The sequence below is a fragment of the Agrobacterium sp. ST15.13.015 genome (assembly GCF_027871645.1).
GTDB lineage: Bacteria > Pseudomonadota > Alphaproteobacteria > Rhizobiales > Rhizobiaceae > Agrobacterium > Agrobacterium leguminum.
Genome location: NZ_JAQAHF010000001.1, coordinates 309,015 through 325,226, shown reverse-complemented (window position 1 = coordinate 325,226; position 16,212 = coordinate 309,015). Strand labels below are relative to the sequence as shown.

The 16,212-nt window shown below is 60.2% G+C and carries 15 protein-coding genes and 1 tRNA gene; 6 read left to right on the top strand and 10 right to left on the bottom strand.

Annotated elements, in window-relative coordinates:
* Positions 1-64 precede the first annotated feature (64 nt).
* From PIB16_RS01610 to PIB16_RS01575, 8 genes are all read right to left on the bottom strand, one after another.
* Positions 65-1,357 carry an ABC transporter substrate-binding protein gene (locus PIB16_RS01610; RefSeq protein WP_271044861.1) on the bottom strand — a complete coding sequence of 431 codons (1,293 nt, stop codon included), beginning with the start codon at positions 1,355-1,357 and terminating at the stop codon, positions 65-67.
* A gap of 42 nt (positions 1,358-1,399) precedes the next feature.
* Positions 1,400-2,221: a carbohydrate ABC transporter permease gene (locus tag PIB16_RS01605; protein WP_142844070.1), complete on the bottom strand. Its 822-nt coding sequence runs from the start codon at positions 2,219-2,221 to the stop codon at positions 1,400-1,402.
* The gene (locus tag PIB16_RS01600; RefSeq protein ID WP_003520025.1) at positions 2,221-3,147 is read right to left on the bottom strand and encodes a carbohydrate ABC transporter permease; all 927 of its coding nucleotides are present in this window, start codon (positions 3,145-3,147) and stop codon (positions 2,221-2,223) included. Before PIB16_RS01600 ends, PIB16_RS01605 begins: the two co-directional genes overlap by 1 nt.
* Positions 3,144-4,289, bottom strand: coding sequence for an ABC transporter ATP-binding protein (locus tag PIB16_RS01595; protein ID WP_161987696.1), 1,146 nt, complete (start codon positions 4,287-4,289; stop codon positions 3,144-3,146). The genes PIB16_RS01600 and PIB16_RS01595 overlap by 4 nt, the downstream gene beginning before the upstream one ends.
* Positions 4,290-4,505: 216 nt before the next feature.
* A complete protein-coding gene (locus PIB16_RS01590; protein ID WP_142844071.1) occupies positions 4,506-5,318 on the bottom strand; it encodes a class I SAM-dependent methyltransferase in 813 nt (270 codons plus the stop codon).
* A 173-nt stretch (positions 5,319-5,491) separates the two neighbouring features.
* Positions 5,492-5,568 (bottom strand) — tRNA-Arg (locus tag PIB16_RS01585).
* Between the two features lie 217 nt (positions 5,569-5,785).
* Positions 5,786-7,204 carry an ATP-binding protein gene (locus PIB16_RS01580; RefSeq protein WP_271044970.1) on the bottom strand — a complete coding sequence of 473 codons (1,419 nt, stop codon included), beginning with the start codon at positions 7,202-7,204 and terminating at the stop codon, positions 5,786-5,788.
* A 249-nt stretch (positions 7,205-7,453) separates the two neighbouring features.
* The gene (locus PIB16_RS01575) at positions 7,454-9,502 is read right to left on the bottom strand and encodes a methyl-accepting chemotaxis protein (RefSeq protein ID WP_271044860.1); all 2,049 of its coding nucleotides are present in this window, start codon (positions 9,500-9,502) and stop codon (positions 7,454-7,456) included.
* Between the two features lie 352 nt (positions 9,503-9,854).
* On the opposite strand from PIB16_RS01575, the gene rpmH reads away from it, so the two are divergent.
* Genes rpmH through yihA form a run of 4 tightly spaced genes read left to right on the top strand, consistent with a single transcriptional unit; the run spans position 9,855 to position 12,864 of the window.
* Complete coding sequence (gene rpmH, locus PIB16_RS01570; protein ID WP_003493611.1) at positions 9,855-9,992, top strand: 50S ribosomal protein L34; 138 nt, start codon at positions 9,855-9,857, stop codon at positions 9,990-9,992.
* A gap of 36 nt (positions 9,993-10,028) precedes the next feature.
* On the top strand, positions 10,029-10,412 hold the full coding sequence (rnpA, locus tag PIB16_RS01565) for a ribonuclease P protein component (protein ID WP_003520031.1): 384 nt from the start codon (positions 10,029-10,031) through the stop codon (positions 10,410-10,412).
* Positions 10,412-12,214, top strand: a complete 1,803-nt coding sequence (gene yidC / locus PIB16_RS01560) for a membrane protein insertase YidC (RefSeq protein ID WP_003520032.1) — start codon at positions 10,412-10,414, stop codon at positions 12,212-12,214. Before rnpA ends, yidC begins: the two co-directional genes overlap by 1 nt.
* Positions 12,211-12,864 (top strand): ribosome biogenesis GTP-binding protein YihA/YsxC, encoded by a 654-nt coding sequence (yihA, locus tag PIB16_RS01555; protein ID WP_035263945.1) that lies wholly within the window; start codon positions 12,211-12,213, stop codon positions 12,862-12,864. Before yidC ends, yihA begins: the two co-directional genes overlap by 4 nt.
* 12 nt (positions 12,865-12,876) lie before the next feature.
* Here the strand turns inward: yihA and PIB16_RS01550 are convergent, their stop codons facing one another.
* Positions 12,877-13,254 carry a hypothetical protein gene (locus PIB16_RS01550; protein ID WP_271044859.1) on the bottom strand — a complete coding sequence of 126 codons (378 nt, stop codon included), beginning with the start codon at positions 13,252-13,254 and terminating at the stop codon, positions 12,877-12,879.
* Positions 13,255-13,524: 270 nt separating this feature from the next.
* Here PIB16_RS01550 and argB point away from each other — a divergent pair, with 270 nt between their 5' ends.
* The gene (gene argB, locus PIB16_RS01545; protein WP_003503698.1) at positions 13,525-14,409 is read left to right on the top strand and encodes an acetylglutamate kinase; all 885 of its coding nucleotides are present in this window, start codon (positions 13,525-13,527) and stop codon (positions 14,407-14,409) included.
* A gap of 46 nt (positions 14,410-14,455) precedes the next feature.
* Here argB and PIB16_RS01540 read toward each other — a convergent pair whose 3' ends face one another.
* Positions 14,456-15,373 (bottom strand): DMT family transporter, encoded by a 918-nt coding sequence (locus tag PIB16_RS01540; protein ID WP_065654855.1) that lies wholly within the window; start codon positions 15,371-15,373, stop codon positions 14,456-14,458.
* Positions 15,374-15,479: 106 nt separating this feature from the next.
* On the opposite strand from PIB16_RS01540, the gene PIB16_RS01535 reads away from it, so the two are divergent.
* On the top strand, positions 15,480-16,193 hold the full coding sequence (locus PIB16_RS01535) for a pyrimidine 5'-nucleotidase (RefSeq protein ID WP_065654562.1): 714 nt from the start codon (positions 15,480-15,482) through the stop codon (positions 16,191-16,193).
* The last annotated feature ends 19 nt before the right edge of the window (positions 16,194-16,212 follow it).

The window sequence follows — 16,212 nt, the reverse complement described above, 5'->3', positions numbered from 1 at the left end:
CAGGTCTTTCTGCGCAAAATGGCTGCGGGAACGGATTTCCCCGCAGCCTTTTCGATGATTTTGCTTATTTCAGCAGGGCGTTGGTCTGCTCGACGATCTGCTTGAGACCGGCTTCCGGCGTCACCTCACCGCGCATGACGGTGCCGATGATGTCGCGCTGGGTGCGCCAGATACGGACGGAATCGCCACCCGGATAACCGGCCCAGGGCAGAGAACGGTCAGCCTGAAGCGAAGCGGTCTTCACATTCGGGTTCTCGACATAATAAGGAGCGAGGAAGTCCGGGCCGGTGGCCAGCTTGTTGGTGGGCAGGTAACCGGTGATGCGAACGATGGTGTTCTGCGCTTCCGGACCGGTGATCCACTTCAGGTACTTCCAGGCGGCGTCCTGCTTGGCCTTTTCCTGGGTCAGGATAACTGCCGAGTTGCCGCCGGTCGGAACGCCGCCCTTTTCCTTGTTGTCGAGCGGGAAGGTCGCGGTCTTCAGCTTGAAGCGGTCGCCGACCAGACCCTGGATCGTCTGAACATGGGCAGGCGTCGAGAAGATGAAACCGGTGAGGCCTGCACCGAACTGCTGGCGCGACTGATCCCAGTCGAGCAGGTTCTGGCCGCCTTCGGTGACGAACTGACGGGTCATCTTTAGGGCGTTGAGGCCGATCTCGTTGTCGAAGCCAACGGTCTTGGCCTTCTCGTCAACGAGCTTGCCGCCCTGTTCGACGATGAGCGCCTGCCACAACCAGTCATCCGGCCAGCCGTTGATGTCGTAGCTCATGCCGGCGAACTTGGGGTCGAGAGCCTTGATCTTCTTTGCGAGAGCAATGAGCTCGGCGAAGGTCGTCGGCATCTTGTCCGGATCGCCGCCAGCCTTGGTGACGAGGTCGGAGTTGATGTAGATGATCGGCGAGGACGCGTTGACCGGCAGACCATACTGCTTGCCGTCGATCTGGCCGAGGGCGGCCATCTTCGGGCTGTAGTTCTTGTCGAGGAAGGCCTGACCGCCTTCAGCCTGAATGAACGGGCCAAGATCGGTGATCTGGTTGCGCGGTGCGAGCGTGTGAACGAGTTCCGCCGTCAGGTTGTAGCCAGAGAAATAAACGTCCGGCAGATTGCCCGTGACAGCGGAACGCAGAACCTGCTGCTGGCCTTCATTATAACCGGCGGCTGGAGCGAGGAAGTTGATCTTTACGTCCGGGTTCTTCTTCATGAATTCATCGGCCAGCGGCTGATGGAACTTGGTGAAGCCCGGCAGGTTGTAAAGAACGTTGAGCGTGATTTCATTGGCCAGAACCGGCTGAGCGAGGCCCGCAAAAGCCATGCCGAGAGCCAGACCGCCTATCACAGCGCGTCGGTTGAGTTTCATGTCAGTCTCCAGAGAGGTTGGGAGGAGGAAATCTGAACGGCGTCACTTGACGCCGGTCATGGTAATACCGGCGATGAAGTGCCGCCGTGCGAGGAGGAAGCACAGCACCATCGGCGCGGTAATCAGTGTGGCGCCCGCCATCAGCGCACCGTAATTCGCGCCGGATTCGACATCGGCGAAGAGCATCATGCCAAGCGGCGGCGGGGCGAGATTGGTGTCGGAGACCACGATCATCGGCCAATAAAGGTCGTTCCAGTGGGCAACGAGCGAAAAGATCGAGAAAGCGGCGAGCGAAGGCAGCGATCCGCGAAGGACCAGCCCCCAGCAAATCTCCATTTCCGAGAACCCATCCATGCGGGCAGCCTCGATGATTTCATTCGGATAGCTGCGGAAGGACTGATTGAACAGGAAGATGGCGAAGACCGAAAGGAAGAACGGCATCATCATCGCGAAATAGGTATTCAGGAGTTCCGTCTTGGCTAGACCGACAAAAAGCGGCAGGGCGAGCGCCTGAATGGGAACGCAGAGCGCCGCAATGACGAGGCCCAGCAGCAGCTTGCGACCGGGGAACCGGAGCTTCGCCAGCGCATAGGCAGCCGGAACCGACGTCAGGATCTGCACGACGAGAATGCCGACGCAGACGATGACGCCGTTGAGCATGAAGCGCGCCATCGGGACCTGACCCGCCGCCCTGGCATAATTATCCACAGCGTCGAATTTCTGCGGGATCAGCCAAAGCGAGACATCGAAAATCTCTGCCGGTGAGCGGATCGAGGTCAACACCATCCAGTAGAACGGCAGGAGCATCACGAAAGCGCCAAGGGCAAGCACGAGATGTGGGAGATATTTGCGGAGTGCGGCCATCAGTAGTGCACCTTCCGGTCCATGTGCAGCGTCTGGCCGATAGACAGGACCAGCACGATCGCGAGGAAGATAATCGTCAGCGCGGCGGCATAACCGGTGTTGGAATATTCGAAACCTTCGAGATAGAGATCGAACAGCAGGGTTTCAGATCCGAAGCGGCCCTTGGTGAGCACAGCCACCGTCTCGAACACCTTGAAGGCCGAGATGGAGGTGGTGACCACCACGAACATGGTCGTCGGCCCAAGCATCGGCCAAGTCACGGTCAGGAAGCGGTCGATCGGGTTCTTGGCGCCATCCAGCCGCGCCGCCTCGTGCAGATCCTTCGAAATGGCGGTGAGGCCCGCGAGGAACAGCACCATGTTGAAACCCAGGATCTGCCAGACGCCCATCAGCGCCATGGTGGGAATGAGGAGGACGGGATTGGAGAGGAAGGCGACCGGCTCAAAGCCCAGCCATTTGATCGCCGCATTCACCGGACCAAGCGAGGGATGCAGCAGGAACTGCCACACGGTCGCCATGGCGACGAGGGTTGCGGTGACGGGGAGGAAATAAGCCACCTCCCAGAAAGCCCGGCTGCGCTTGCGGTTATAAACGAGCAAAGCCACGCCGAGCGCCAGAAACACACCGAAGGGAATGACGATGAGCGCATAGATGGCGGTATTGGCCAGAGAGCGCAGGAAGACCGGATCCTGAAACGCCTTGACGAAGTTTCCGAGGCCGACAAAGCGGGTGGAGAGCGAACCGAGCTGGTAATCGGTGACGGAAAAACCGGCCAGAACGAGCATCGGAACGATATAGATCGCCAGAAGCAGCAGGCTTGCGGGGGCAGCGAACATCAGGCCGCGCCAGATCATCCGCCGGTCCGCCTTTGACAGCCGCGGGCGAGCCTTCGCGCGCGCGGCCGTGGAAAAATCGACCGCCGTCATGCCGGCACCCGTTCGCGCACCGTGATCTTGCGGCGCAGGCCATCGGCCGCGAAAAGATGCGCGCGTTCCGGCGCAAAGCCGAGATTCATTACGCCATTCATATCCGCTCCCACGGCATCGCCGGCGCCCTGACGCAGGGTGATGGCGACCGTCTCGTCGCTCAGCAGACGGCAGCTCACAAAGCGGTCGGCGCCGTGGGTTTCGCTGCGCACCACGCGCACAGCAAAACCTTCTTCGCCCGGGCGCAAATCTTCGGCACGAAGGCCGAGCGTCGCCGGGCCGGCATCGCGGCCCACACCCTCGATGCCAAGATCGCGTCCAAAGGCCGTGACTTTACCCTGCGTGTCGATTTCGACCGGCAGCAGGTTGATGGATGGCGTGCCGATGAAACGCGCGACCGTCAGCGTCGCGGGCTTGCGGTAAAGCTCGTCCGGCGTGCCAAGCTGCTCGATGCGGCCTTCCGACATCAACGCGATGCGGTCGGACATGGTCATGGCTTCGATCTGGTCGTGGGTGACATAGATGAAGGTCGCCCCCAGCCGACGGTGCAGGCCGGCCAGTTCCTCACGCATGTGGGCGCGGAGCTTCGCATCGAGGTTGGAGAGCGGCTCGTCCATCAGGAAGGCAGCGGGCGAACGCACCAGCGCCCGGGCGAGCGCCACGCGCTGACGCTGGCCGCCGGAAAGCTGCGCCGGCTTGCGATCCAGCAAATGCGCGATCTGTAGCGTCTCGGCCGCCTGTTCGACGGCGGCGTCGATCTGGCTCAGCGTTTCTGCCGGGGCCGCAAACCGTCCGACCAGCGGCAGGCGGGCGGCAAAGGGCAAACGCCGCATCCTGAGCGGTGTGGCAATGTTCTGGCGCACGCTCATATGCGGATAAAGGGCGTAGGACTGGAAAACCATCGCCAGATTACGATCGCTCGGATCAACCTCTGTCACATCCTGATCGCCGATGGAGACCGAACCGCGATCCGGTGTTTCCAGCCCCGCAATGATACGCAGAAGCGTGGACTTGCCGCAGCCCGACATGCCGACGAGAGACAAAAACTCTCCGGGACGGATGGAGAGATCGATCTCTTTCAGAACATCGTCAGCCCCGAAGCCTTTGCCGATGCCCGAAAGTTCAAGTGATTGTGGCGTCATTCTGCGCTCCTTTTCTGGAGCGCATATGCTTATATTGTATGACAATATGACGAAGGTTTGCGGAAAGTTCGATGACACTCGAAAGCCCGGTAATCCCGGGCTATCGGAAAATCCTTTGGTACAGGCCTCCACCCAAAACCACTAATATTTAGGGGGTATTGCTCAAATATTCCCCGTTCGCACTTATAGACTGAGAAGCGGGCCGGCAGCGTCGGTTTAAACGGCGGCGAGAATCACATGCGCCTGAATTTTCGCGGCAACCGCGCCACCGCCATGCCGCGCTTCGATGGCCGCGGCGGCGCAATCTGTCGCGGTGTCGAGCCCTCCCGGTGCTCTCACCTCAATTTCCGTCCGAAGCACGGTTCCCTGACAATAAGCCATGGCCGGAATGCGCGGTGAAGAGGCGCGGCTCTGCGCGGCCACCGTCTCAATCGTCACGCGGGAAAAACCGGCCTCCTCCAGCTCGTGGCGAATGAGTGCCGTGTCATGATAACCGTGCGGGGTACGGACCATGAAGCGCGGCGGATCACCGGGGAACAGGCGCGCCAGAGCGTTCGTCACATCATCCGCGAAGTGATTTTCCTCGATGCGGTCCCATACATTGAATAGATAATGTCCGCCGGGCTTCAATACCCGCTTCGCCTCGCGATAGGCCGACAAGCGGTCATTAAAGAACATCGCGCCGAACTGGCAGAAAACGAGATCGAACACAGCGTTTTCAAAAGGCAACGTCTGGGCATCCACCTGCCGCCATCTTATGCGGCGATCCGGCGCCTGTTGCGACGCCGCAAAATCGAGCATCGGCTGGTTGAGGTCGGTTACCACATAGTTTGCCGCGGGCAATAATCGGGGAGCCAATTCGCGCGTGACGGCGCCGGTGCCTGCGGCGATTTCCAGAATATCAATTGGCATCAAGGCAGCCGCCCTGCGCGCCAGATCGGCGGCGAATGGCGCAAAAATCAGCGGCACCATATAGCGGTCGTAATTTTCCGGAATCGAACCCGCAAACACCTTGTCCGCTTCCAACATGGCTTTCACCCGGGGACATCTGATGACCGGGTGACTTTAGCATATATTCGGGACGTTCGGAATTCACTCGGCCCTGCGGACCGTCGAAGCATCCGCCAGAACACACTTGCCGATATCAGCGATATCGCGCGTGAAGGCGATTGTTTCAGGACTTTATTTTATGGGAAGAGAAATGGCGCACCCGAAGAGATTCGAACTCCTGACCCCCAGATTCGTAGTCTGGTGCTCTATCCAGCTGAGCTACGGGTGCGTGCCGTTCCGGTCGTTTCCGGTGGCGTGGCGATCCTCTAAAACGTCCTCATTCCGAATGCAAGCGATTTCGCTTCGAAATTGTCATTTTTCCGCAGCAATTCATGTATCTCATTGATTTTATTATAAATTCCATGCGGATCATTTTCCACGGGCCAGATACCCTGTCCGTTTGGGCGGGGAGAATGACTGCGCGAACCGGCTGCGGAGCTGGTTTTTCAGGCGGTTCTGGCCGCCTGTACGGAGGCGGCGCGGTCGGCTATCTCGATGCGGAACTGCGTGCCGGGACCGGGCTTTTCGACGAGCGCGATCGTGCCGCCATGGGCAAGCACGAGTTCGCGGGCAATGACCAGCCCGAGGCCCGTGCCGCCGGAGCGGGCCGAACCCCTGAAAGCGGAAAACAGGTTCTCCTTGGCCTTGCGCGGCATGCCCGGCCCATTGTCGTCGATGACGATGCTGACGACGCTGCCGGCCCTCTGGGCCGAGATGGAAAGATGCCGAAGCGCAGCATTCGCGGTATCCGATTGCAGGGCCTGAACGGCATTGCGACAGAGATTGTGGATGACCCGGAAAAGCTGCTCGGAATCCGCATCGACTGTGAGGTCGGATGGCACGCTGTCCTGAAATTCAATACCGCTGTCCGGATCGAGCGCCAGAATATCGCGCACATCCCGCACCAGAAGGCTCAACTGCACCATCTTGCGTTTCGGTGCGCCTTCGGTCGCCTGGCCATAGGCCAGAACCTCGCCGGTATAGGCCACGGCGCGGTCGATGGTGCGCAGCAGTTTCGGCGCGAAGCTCCTGACCATCGGATCCTTTGCGTCCACCAGACGGTCCGACATGAGCTGCGCGGAGGACAGGATGTTGCGCATGTCGTGATTGATCTTCGAGACCGCCAGGCCGAGATCCACGAGGTTCTTCTGCTGGCGCAGGGTCTTCTGCAGTTCGGTCTGCATGTCGGCGAGGTGGCGGCCGGCAACCGATAGTTCATCCGTTCCCTCATCAGGTACGAAAATCCGCTCGGGATTGCCCGGATCCTCGGAGAAGTTCTGCATGCCGAGCGTCAGCCGGCGTATGGGCCGGATCATGATGCGGTTGATGGAGATGAAGATCAGGCCTGCGGTGATCAGCGACAGGACGATGGAAATCAGGAAAACGTTGCGGGCATAGGCAAGCATTGCCGCCCGCAGCTTGTTTTCGCCGAGCACCAGTTCGATGATCGTGTCGCTGTCGCCGACGACATCGAAAACGCGAATGACGCGGTTGCCGCCGAACAGCAGGGTGGAAAAGGCGTCCCGCACCGCCGCCACCTGCGAAACGTCGGAAAGATCATATTGCTCATCGACGCCCGGCGGCGTTTCCGCCACGGCGAGCAGGCGTGAGGTGCCGTCCTTGCGCAGCGCGATAAGCTTCGCCCCGGTTGCCATCAGCGTGTCGTTCTGCACGCTTCGCGGCAGTTCGGCCTGCAGGCCGTCGATGACAGCGCCGGCGGCCGCAGCCGTATTCAGACGGTCGCGCAACCATGAAAGACGCATATTGGCGACGGAAGGCACGAAGATCAGCACTTCGGCGATCATCACGAAGATGACCGTGAGCAGCAGCAGCCGTCCCGAAAGACCGGCGGTCAATCCCGGCATGCAATGCACCGGATCGTCTTGCGTGCGGTCCAAGCTGTCTACGCCTTTAGAAAACACCGGGCCATGATCCTGTATGCGCGCCGCTGCTTGCGTGGAACGGCTCGGTTTATATGCAGCGATGATAATAGGACCTAATGGATATTTTTCCAATGCGCTGCAAAATAAAGGTTTTCATTGCCGGAAAAACAAACGCCGCCCGGCAGGGGCGGCGTTCGAAGGTAAGCCGGTTTGAAGTGGACCGCTGGTCGTCTAGAACTCCTGCCAGTCGCCATGTGCGGGTGCTGCCGCAGGCTGGGCATTGAGCGCGCGGCTGACGCTGTTCATCAATTTGCGGGCCGGAGACGCCACCGCCGGCGTCCTGCCAGACACTGCCACCGGTCCGGCGGAAACCGTCATCGGCCTCGCGGGCTGCTCGATGCGGGGCGCGCGCTGCACATTCTCCGCGCCGACGTTGAAGCGCGCCACGAGCGTCACGAGATGGTCGGCCTCGCTGCTGAGCTTATGGGTTGCGGCCGAGGTCTCCTCCACCATGGCGGCGTTGCGCTGCGTTACCTGGTCCATCTGGTTGATGGCGGTATTCACCTCATGCAGGCCGGTGGACTGCTCCCTGGCGGCCGTGGCGATCGAATGGATGTGCTCGTTGATTGCCAGAACGCGGGTCTCGATCTCGCTCAGTGCGCCGCCGGTTCTCTGCACCAGCGATACGCCACGCCCGACCTCTTCGCCGGATTTGGTGATCAGCGCCTTGATGTCCTTCGCTGCCGTTGCGGATCGTTGCGCAAGTTCTCGCACTTCCTGAGCGACGACGGCAAAGCCCTTGCCCGCTTCACCCGCACGGGCGGCTTCCACGCCGGCATTCAGCGCCAGCAGGTTGGTCTGGAAGGCGATTTCGTCGATGACGTTGATGATCTGGCTGATTTCGCGCGAGGCATGCTCGATGCGATCCATGGCGGACACGGCGTCGCGCACGACATTGGCGGACTCTTCCGTCTTCTGCTTCGTTTCGGCAACCATGGCGCTGGCTTCCTGCGCACGGTCGGTCGAATTGCGGACGACGGCGGTAATCTCATCCAGAGCGGCGGAGGTTTCCTCCAGCGCCGCCGCCTGCTGTTCGGTCCGCTTCGACAGGTCGTCGGCCGCCGAGCGCAATTCGTTCGCGTTGCCGCTGATGCCCTCCGTGCTGCCGCGCACTTCGCGCATCGTCTCGCGCAGCTTGGTCAGCGTCTGGTTGACGTTCCCCTGGAGTTCAGCAAATACGCCCCGGAACTCGCCATCCATTCTCTCCGTCAGATCGCCCCGCGCAAGGCCTTCGATGACGCGGCTGGTCTCGGATACGCCATTATGGACACCGGTGAGGAGCGAATTGATCGTCGCGGCGAAACGATTGAGGTTGTCGTCGCCATAGTCCTTGTTGATGCGGCGGCTGAAATCGCCCTGGGCCGCAGCGTCGACGACGATGGCCATGCCGGCCTGCAGATCGTCGCTCTTGGCGCGCATGGCGGCTTCCTGCGCATTCATGCGGCGCACTTCGCTGCCGTTTTTCTTAAAGACCTCGACGGCCGCAGCCATTTCGCCGATTTCGTCGTTGCGGCCGAGATAGGGAACGTCCGCGTCGAGATTTCCATGGGCCACGGCATTCATCACCTGCGAAACCCTGCGGATGGGGGCGCTGAGCTGCCGCGTTCCGATGTAGAGACCGAAGGCGGCTCCCGCGCCGACACCGGCAACCGTCACCGCGACGATCACCCAGAATATCGCGGTGCTGAAAGAATCTACTCCTGCCTTCACGACTTCGAGTTCGGCGAGGTCGTTTTTCACGACGCTGTCGATCTCCGCCTGATAGGCCTTGCGGTTGGCGCGGTTCGCCTCGTTATTGCCCTGCTGGCTGGCCGCCTGCGGCCCGTTTTCCTTCGCCAGCCGCACGGTTTCCAGACGGAAAGTGCGGAATTCCTTGGACCGGCCGACAAGCTTGTCGAAACTCGCCTGTTGTTCCGCCGGCACGAGCGGCGCCCAGCTGGCAATGAGCTTTTCCATGGCGTCGAGGTTTTTGACCATCCCGTCGGCAAAGGGGGTGGCTGCCGCCACATCGGCTGCCGCATAGACACCGCGTGCCTCCATGACGACTGCCGTTACCAGACGGTTGAGCGCCTCGCCCTTGTAGGCCCTTTCGGCAGTTTCCTCGAAATGATGCGACCGAACCCGGAATTCGTTGATCGCATAGATGGACAACCCGCCAATGGTACAGGCCACAAGGCTCATCAGCCCGACAAGTAGATTGATACGACCGCGAATTCTCAACTTCGTTCCCCCAACAAAAACCAGCCGCGCAATGAAAATGAGAAGCTGGCATAACTTTTTCGCGTCACAAGATTTATCAACGCTGCGTTAAGAAAGAATTTCGGATTTTATCGATTGCGCGCCGGAATCGGCCTCCATCGGCGGTCGGCTAAGGAGATGGCGGTGCGTTTTCCGCAAAAGGTGAAGCGCGAAAACCCCTTCGGCAATTGACTTTGCTCGGCCTATGCCCTTATAAGCCGCGCACGCTCGGCCATTGAAAGCTCGCCCAGGCGGGGTTAGCCGTGCAAAAAACGAAACGCTCTTGCAAATTATTGCAAATTCAAGAAGGGCCGCACACCGCGGTATTAAATAAATGTCGAAGCGTACTTACCAACCGTCCAAGCTTGTCCGCAAGCGTCGCCATGGCTTCCGCGCCCGTATGGCTACCGCCGGCGGCCGCAAGGTTCTCGCAGCCCGCCGTGCGCGCGGCCGCGCTCGTCTTTCGGCTTAATTGCCGCCTCTGTGACCCGGTGAAAGTCGCGGGCACATGAGTAAGACAGGAAAACTGCCCGGCCGGCTTAAAAACCGGTCGGATTTCCTTGCCGTTCAGGCAGGAGAAAAACGGCGGGGAGGCACCTTTCTTCTGGAAGTGCTTGACCGGAAAGCCCCGGAAACCGAGCCTCGCGTCGGTTTTACCGTAACGAAAAGACAAGGCAACGCGGTAGAGCGAAATCGCATGCGCCGCCGTCTCAAGGAAGCCGTCAGGCTTTCTGCCGGATTCGCAATGAAGCCCGGTCATGACTATGTGATTGTCGCCCGCAGGGACGTGCTCGATACGGCCTTCCCGAAACTTCAGTCTCTCCTTAACGAGCGAATTGAAGGAACGGCGAAACCGAAACGGTCCCAGGAGACCCGCTCCAGGAAAGAATGATGGAAAAGAACCGTAATTACTTCATCGCGATAGCCCTTTCGGTTGTCATCGTCCTCGCCTGGCAATTCCTTTACATGAATCCGCGTATCGAGCAGCAGCGCCGCGCCGAAGAGGCCCGCCAGGCGCAGCAGCAGACGACGCAGCAACAGCAGCCGGCGCCGGGCGCCGCACCAGGTGCTGCCGTTGAAGGCGCACCGCCCGCCTCCTCACCGCAGACTGCCGCCACGGCGACCCGCGAAGAGTCGATTGCAAGAACCCAGCGCGTGGCCATCGAGACCAACGCCATCGCCGGCTCGATCAACCTTACCGGCGCCCGCTTCGATGACATCCGGCTCAAGGACTACCATGAGACCGTCGATGACTCGAGCCCGATCATCACGCTGTTCTCGCCCTCCGACACCAAGGACGGCTACTTCACCGAACTCGGTTACGTTGCAGCACAGGAAGTCGGCGGCGTTCCCGGCCCGACCACCGTGTGGACGCTGGCAAGCGGCGACAAGCTGACGGAAACCACCCCGGTCACCCTCACCTACACCAATTCCAAGGGCGTGATTTTCTCCCGTACGGTTTCGATCGACGAGCATTACATGATCTCGGTCGCCGACAAGGTGGAGAACCCCGGACAGGCGGCGATCTCCTTCGCCACCTATGGCCGCGTGACGCGCAACAACAAGCCCGCAGTTCCCCCGGTCTTCGTCATCCATGAAGGCTTTCTCGGCGTTTCGGGCAAAGACGGCAGCCTGACGGAAGAAAAATACAAGGACGTCGAAGAAGCACCGGTAACGGTTGCCAAGGCGACCGGCGGCTGGCTCGGCATCACCGACAAATATTGGGCCGCGGCCATCGTTCCGCCGCAGACGACGCCTTTCGAAACCCGCTATTCGCACATTACCGGCAATCAGCCGAGCTATCAGGCCGATTTCAAGAGCGACCCGCTGACGGTTGAGCCCGGCCAGTCGATCGAGCTGAAGAGCCTCGTTTTCGCCGGCGCCAAGGAAGTGCCGCTGGTCGATCGTTACGAGACGACCTACGCCATTCCGAAGTTCGACCTTCTGATCGACTGGGGCTGGTTCTACTTCATCACCAAGCCGATGTTCAAACTGATGGATTTCTTCTTCCGTTATTTTGGCAATTTCGGCGTGGCGATCCTGCTCACCACCATCGTCGTCAAGGCGCTCTTCTTCCCGCTCGCCAGCAAGCAATATGCTTCCATGGCGAACATGAAGCGCGTGCAGCCGAAGATGGAAGAACTGAAGGCCAAGCATGGCGATGACCGCATGGCCATGCAGCAGGCGATGATGCAGCTCTACAAGGAAGAGAAGATCAATCCTGTTGCCGGCTGCTGGCCGATGCTTTTGCAGATCCCGGTCTTCTTCGCGCTCTACAAGGTCATCTACGTCACCATCGAAATGCGGCATGCGCCGTTCTTCGGCTGGATTCACGACCTTTCCGCGCCGGATCCGACGTCGCTGTTCAATCTCTTCGGCCTTCTGCCCTATGATGTTCCACACTTCCTGATGATCGGTGTCTGGCCGCTTGTCATGGGCATTACCATGTTCCTGCAGATGCGCATGAACCCGACGCCGCCCGATCCGACGCAGGCGATGATCTTCAACTGGATGCCGCTGATCTTCACCTTCATGCTGGCCTCCTTCCCGGCCGGTCTGGTCATCTACTGGGCATGGAACAATACGCTCTCCATCACCCAGCAGGCCGTCATCATGAAGCGCCAGGGCGCCAAGATCGAGCTGTTTGATAACATCAAGGGGCTGTTCAAGCGAAAGCCGGTGCAATCGAAATGAGTGAGACCGGCACGGCAACCGAAAAGCCCCTGTTCGGGCGACCCTGGATTTTCATTCGCGGCGTTCCCGCAATGAAATTCCTGCCGCCCGAAGGCCCGCCGGAGATTGCCTTCGCCGGCCGTTCGAATGTCGGCAAGTCCTCGCTCATCAATGCGCTGGTGGGCCACAAGGGGCTTGCCCGCACGTCCAATACGCCCGGACGCACGCAGGAACTGAACTATTTCGTTCCGGATGGTTATTCCGGCGAAGCTGGCGACCTGCCGCCGATGGCGCTGGTCGACATGCCCGGTTACGGTTATGCGCAGGCCCCGAAGGATCAGGTCGATGCCTGGACCAAGCTCGTCTTCGATTATCTGCGCGGCCGTGCGACGCTGAAGCGCGTTTACGTGCTGATCGATTCCCGCCATGGCGTGAAAAAGAACGACGAGGAGGTTCTGACCCTGCTCGACAAGGCGGCCGTTTCCTACCAGATCGTGCTGACGAAGACGGACAAGATCAAGGATGCCGGCGTTCCGCGGCTGATCGGCGAAACGCTGGAGAAAATCCGCAAGCGTCCCGCCGCCTATCCGGAAGTTCTCGCCACATCCTCGGAAAAATCATTCGGGCTGGATAGCCTGCGGGCCGAGATCGTCAGAACGATCTCTCTTTGAGAGACACGCCTCTCAGGCGATGGTGAAAAGCAGAACGGCGGTCCAGAGCATCGCCGTCAACGCCAGAAGGCGCCAGAAGCGCACGGAATGCCAGACCTCCGAAAGCATGGCTGCGAACATGCTGCCACCCCGTAGCGGCTGGCCCCTGAATGGCAGGCCGGAGCGGCTTGGGTCCCGTTCCAGCAGCGCGGCGACGGTCGCGTTTTCGCGATGTTCGGCTTCCGCCAGATTGTCCCGCCAGCGCCTGACCATGGCCGCGAACTGGCGGTCGCGTTTGACGCGCTTGGCAAGCTCCGCCATGCTTTCCGGCGGCAGGGCACCCAGCACATATTCGCCCGCAAGGACTTCATCCCGCAAACCGCTTTGCTTGTCTCTATCGGGTGCCGTCATGTGGTCTCTCGCTCCTCGGTCGTTCAGGTCAGCATCGCTCCCGCGGCGCGCGACATCCCATATCGCCCTGAATTAACCCCTCCCCTTTCCATGGAAGGCTGGTCCCATTGGGCCTTTATGTCAATCTCATTACGGGGCCGGGACAGCCAAAAAAAAGAAATTTGACCGCTGCCGACACAATAAGGCCAGGAGGTTATTTCATCCGTCAAAGACTTGCTTTAGAGCGGTGACAGGCTTTCAACGGCCGCAACCACAGACCGAGGTTTTTAGATGACGTCTTCCGAAAGCGAAACTCAGGCGCGGCTGCTCGCACAGGCTCTGCCTTTCATGCAGAAATACGAGAACAAGACCATCGTGGTGAAATATGGCGGTCACGCCATGGGGGATTCCACGCTCGGCAAGGCTTTCGCGGAAGACATCGCCCTGTTGAAGCAATCGGGCATTAACCCCATCGTCGTACATGGCGGCGGCCCGCAGATCGGCGCGATGCTGACCAAGATGGGCATCGAATCGAAATTCGAGGGCGGCCTGCGCGTCACCGACGCCAAGACGGTCGAGATCGTCGAAATGGTTCTGGCCGGCTCGATCAACAAGGAAATCGTCGCCCTCATCAACCAGACGGGCGAATGGGCCATCGGCCTGTGCGGCAAGGACGGCAACATGGTCTTTGCCGAAAAGGCGAAAAAGACCGTCATCGATCCCGACAGCAATATCGAACGTGTGCTCGATCTCGGCTTTGTCGGCGAAGTCACGGAAGTCGACCGCACCCTGCTCGACCTGCTCGCCAAGTCGGAAATGATCCCAGTCATCGCCCCGGTCGCGCCTGGCCGCGATGGTGCCACCTACAATATCAATGCCGATACCTTCGCCGGCGCGATTGCGGGTGCGCTTCACGCCTCGCGTCTGCTGTTTCTCACCGACGTTCCCGGCGTTCTCGACAAGAACAAGGAACTCATCAAGGAACTCACCGTCTCGCAGGCGCGTGCGCTCATCAAGGACGGCACGATTTCCGGCGGTATGATCCCAAAGGTCGAGACCTGCATCGACGCCATCAAGGCCGGTGTTCAGGGCGTGGTGATCCTCAACGGCAAGACGCCGCATTCCGTGCTTCTGGAAATCTTCACGGAAGGCGCCGGCACGCTCATCGTGCCCTGACAGGCTTCAGGTGGCGGACGGCAAGCCTGTCCGCCACGACAGGCGTTCAGCCGAATGCCAGAAGCGATAGCACGCCCACGACAATCAGCAGGCAGCCGGACAGTTCGAGCCTGTTGATCTTCTCCTTGAAGAAAAGCACGGTCGATGCGAAGGCGAAAAGCATCTCCACCTGCGCCAATGCCTTCACCACGGCGGCCTGCTGCAGGGTCATCGCCGTGAACCAGCCGAACGAGGCCGTAGCGCCCACGAAACCGACCGCCAGCGACGGTTTCCATACCTTCGCGATGCGCCGCAACTCTTCCCGCTCGCGCCAGACGATCCACAGGAACATCGAAACCGTCTGCATGACGATGACGACAACGAGGGTAAAGCCCGCCTGCATCATCGCGTCCGGAGCGGGAAGGCTCGGTGCAAGCGCGAGCGACGCAGACCGGTAGGCAACCGATGACAGGCCGAAGAAAGCCCCCGAGGCAAGGCCGATACCCGCTGTCCGGCTGAAGATCGACGTGAAGAAGGAAGCGGGCGTGACTTCCGTGCGCGCCACCGAAATAAGCATGACGCCGGCGACCGAGATGGCGATGGCCGCCAATGTGCCGCCATTGACGCTTTCCCCGATGAAAATAAGCGCGAACAGTGCCGCCTGCGCCGGCTCGGTGCGGGAATAGGCCGTTCCAACCGCAAAATTACGGAAGGAGAACAGGTGCACCAGCAGGAAGGTGGCGGCGATCTGCGCCATGGCGCCGACCGTCGCCCACACGGCGAAGGACATGTTCGGCACCGGCAGAGGGCGGCCGAGCCCGAAATGCAGAAAAGCAAGATAGGCGAGAGCGAAAGGCATGCCGAAAACGAAGCGCACGAAGGTCGCGCCCGTGGTGCCCATCATGCCCTTGAGGTGCTTTTGCAGGGTCGAGCGCAGGTTCTGCAAGAACGCGCTTGCGAAAGTGATGCCTATCCAGAGTTCCATGGCCTTGGCGGTATCATGCACCGGAGGCCGCAGCCAAGCCCGATTTTCTGATCAATCGTCGTCTTTTCGATTTTCTTCGGCCTTCGAAACGGGCATAAAGCAGGCCATGGACACAAAGCCGAAAAACCTGCCAGAAGCCGCCGATTTCGACCATGTGAGCGAATGGGTCTTCGATCTCGACAACACGCTCTATCCGCATCACATCAATCTGTTTTCGCAGATCGACCGTAACATGACGGCCTATGTGGCGGAGCTTCTGAAGCTCGATCCCGACGAGGCCCGGGCACTGCAGAAGCGCTATTATCACGACCACGGCACGACGCTTCAGGGCCTGATGATCCATTACGGCATCAGCCCGGACGAGTTTCTGGAACGCGCCCATGCCATCGATTATTCGGCGCTGAAGCCGCATCCGGAACTCGGCGAGGCGATCAAGGCTTTGCCGGGCCGCAAATTCATCCTTACCAACGGCAGCGTCAAACATGCGCAGGCGGCGGCCGGTGCGCTAGGCATTCTCGATCATTTCGAGGATATTTTCGATATTGTCGCCGCGGGCTATCTGCCGAAACCGGCCAGCGCGACCTATGAGAAGTTCGCGGCGCTTGCGAAACTCGACACCCAAAAAGCCGCCATGTTCGAGGATTTGCCGCGCAATCTCGCAGCGCCCAAGGCGCTCGGCATGAAGACCGTTCTGCTCGTCCCCGCCAATCTCGAGGGCGTCATCATGGAACGCTGGGAAATCCCAGCGGCCACGGATGCGCATATCGACTACATCACCGACGACCTGACCGGCTTCCTGACGAAAGCCATCGCAGGCTGAGCAGCGAACATTACCGAAG

Excerpts from the sequence above, each read along its gene's own strand:
- PIB16_RS01610 (WP_271044861.1), bottom strand. The coding sequence starts at position 1,357 with ATGAAACTCAACCGACGCGCTGTGATAGGCGGTCTGGCTCTCGGCATG.
- PIB16_RS01605 (WP_142844070.1), bottom strand. The coding sequence starts at position 2,221 with ATGGCCGCACTCCGCAAATATCTCCCACATCTCGTGCTTGCCCTTGGC.
- PIB16_RS01600 (WP_003520025.1), bottom strand. The coding sequence starts at position 3,147 with ATGACGGCGGTCGATTTTTCCACGGCCGCGCGCGCGAAGGCTCGCCCG.
- PIB16_RS01595 (WP_161987696.1), bottom strand. The coding sequence starts at position 4,289 with ATGACGCCACAATCACTTGAACTTTCGGGCATCGGCAAAGGCTTCGGG.
- PIB16_RS01590 (WP_142844071.1), bottom strand. The coding sequence starts at position 5,318 with ATGTTGGAAGCGGACAAGGTGTTTGCGGGTTCGATTCCGGAAAATTAC.
- PIB16_RS01580 (WP_271044970.1), bottom strand. The coding sequence starts at position 7,204 with ATGCCGGGATTGACCGCCGGTCTTTCGGGACGGCTGCTGCTGCTCACG.
- rpmH (WP_003493611.1), top strand. The coding sequence starts at position 9,855 with ATGTCGAAGCGTACTTACCAACCGTCCAAGCTTGTCCGCAAGCGTCGC.
- rnpA (WP_003520031.1), top strand. The coding sequence starts at position 10,029 with ATGAGTAAGACAGGAAAACTGCCCGGCCGGCTTAAAAACCGGTCGGAT.
- yidC (WP_003520032.1), top strand. The coding sequence starts at position 10,412 with ATGGAAAAGAACCGTAATTACTTCATCGCGATAGCCCTTTCGGTTGTC.
- yihA (WP_035263945.1), top strand. The coding sequence starts at position 12,211 with ATGAGTGAGACCGGCACGGCAACCGAAAAGCCCCTGTTCGGGCGACCC.
- PIB16_RS01550 (WP_271044859.1), bottom strand. The coding sequence starts at position 13,254 with ATGACGGCACCCGATAGAGACAAGCAAAGCGGTTTGCGGGATGAAGTC.
- argB (WP_003503698.1), top strand. The coding sequence starts at position 13,525 with ATGACGTCTTCCGAAAGCGAAACTCAGGCGCGGCTGCTCGCACAGGCT.
- PIB16_RS01540 (WP_065654855.1), bottom strand. The coding sequence starts at position 15,373 with ATGGAACTCTGGATAGGCATCACTTTCGCAAGCGCGTTCTTGCAGAAC.
- PIB16_RS01535 (WP_065654562.1), top strand. The coding sequence starts at position 15,480 with ATGGACACAAAGCCGAAAAACCTGCCAGAAGCCGCCGATTTCGACCAT.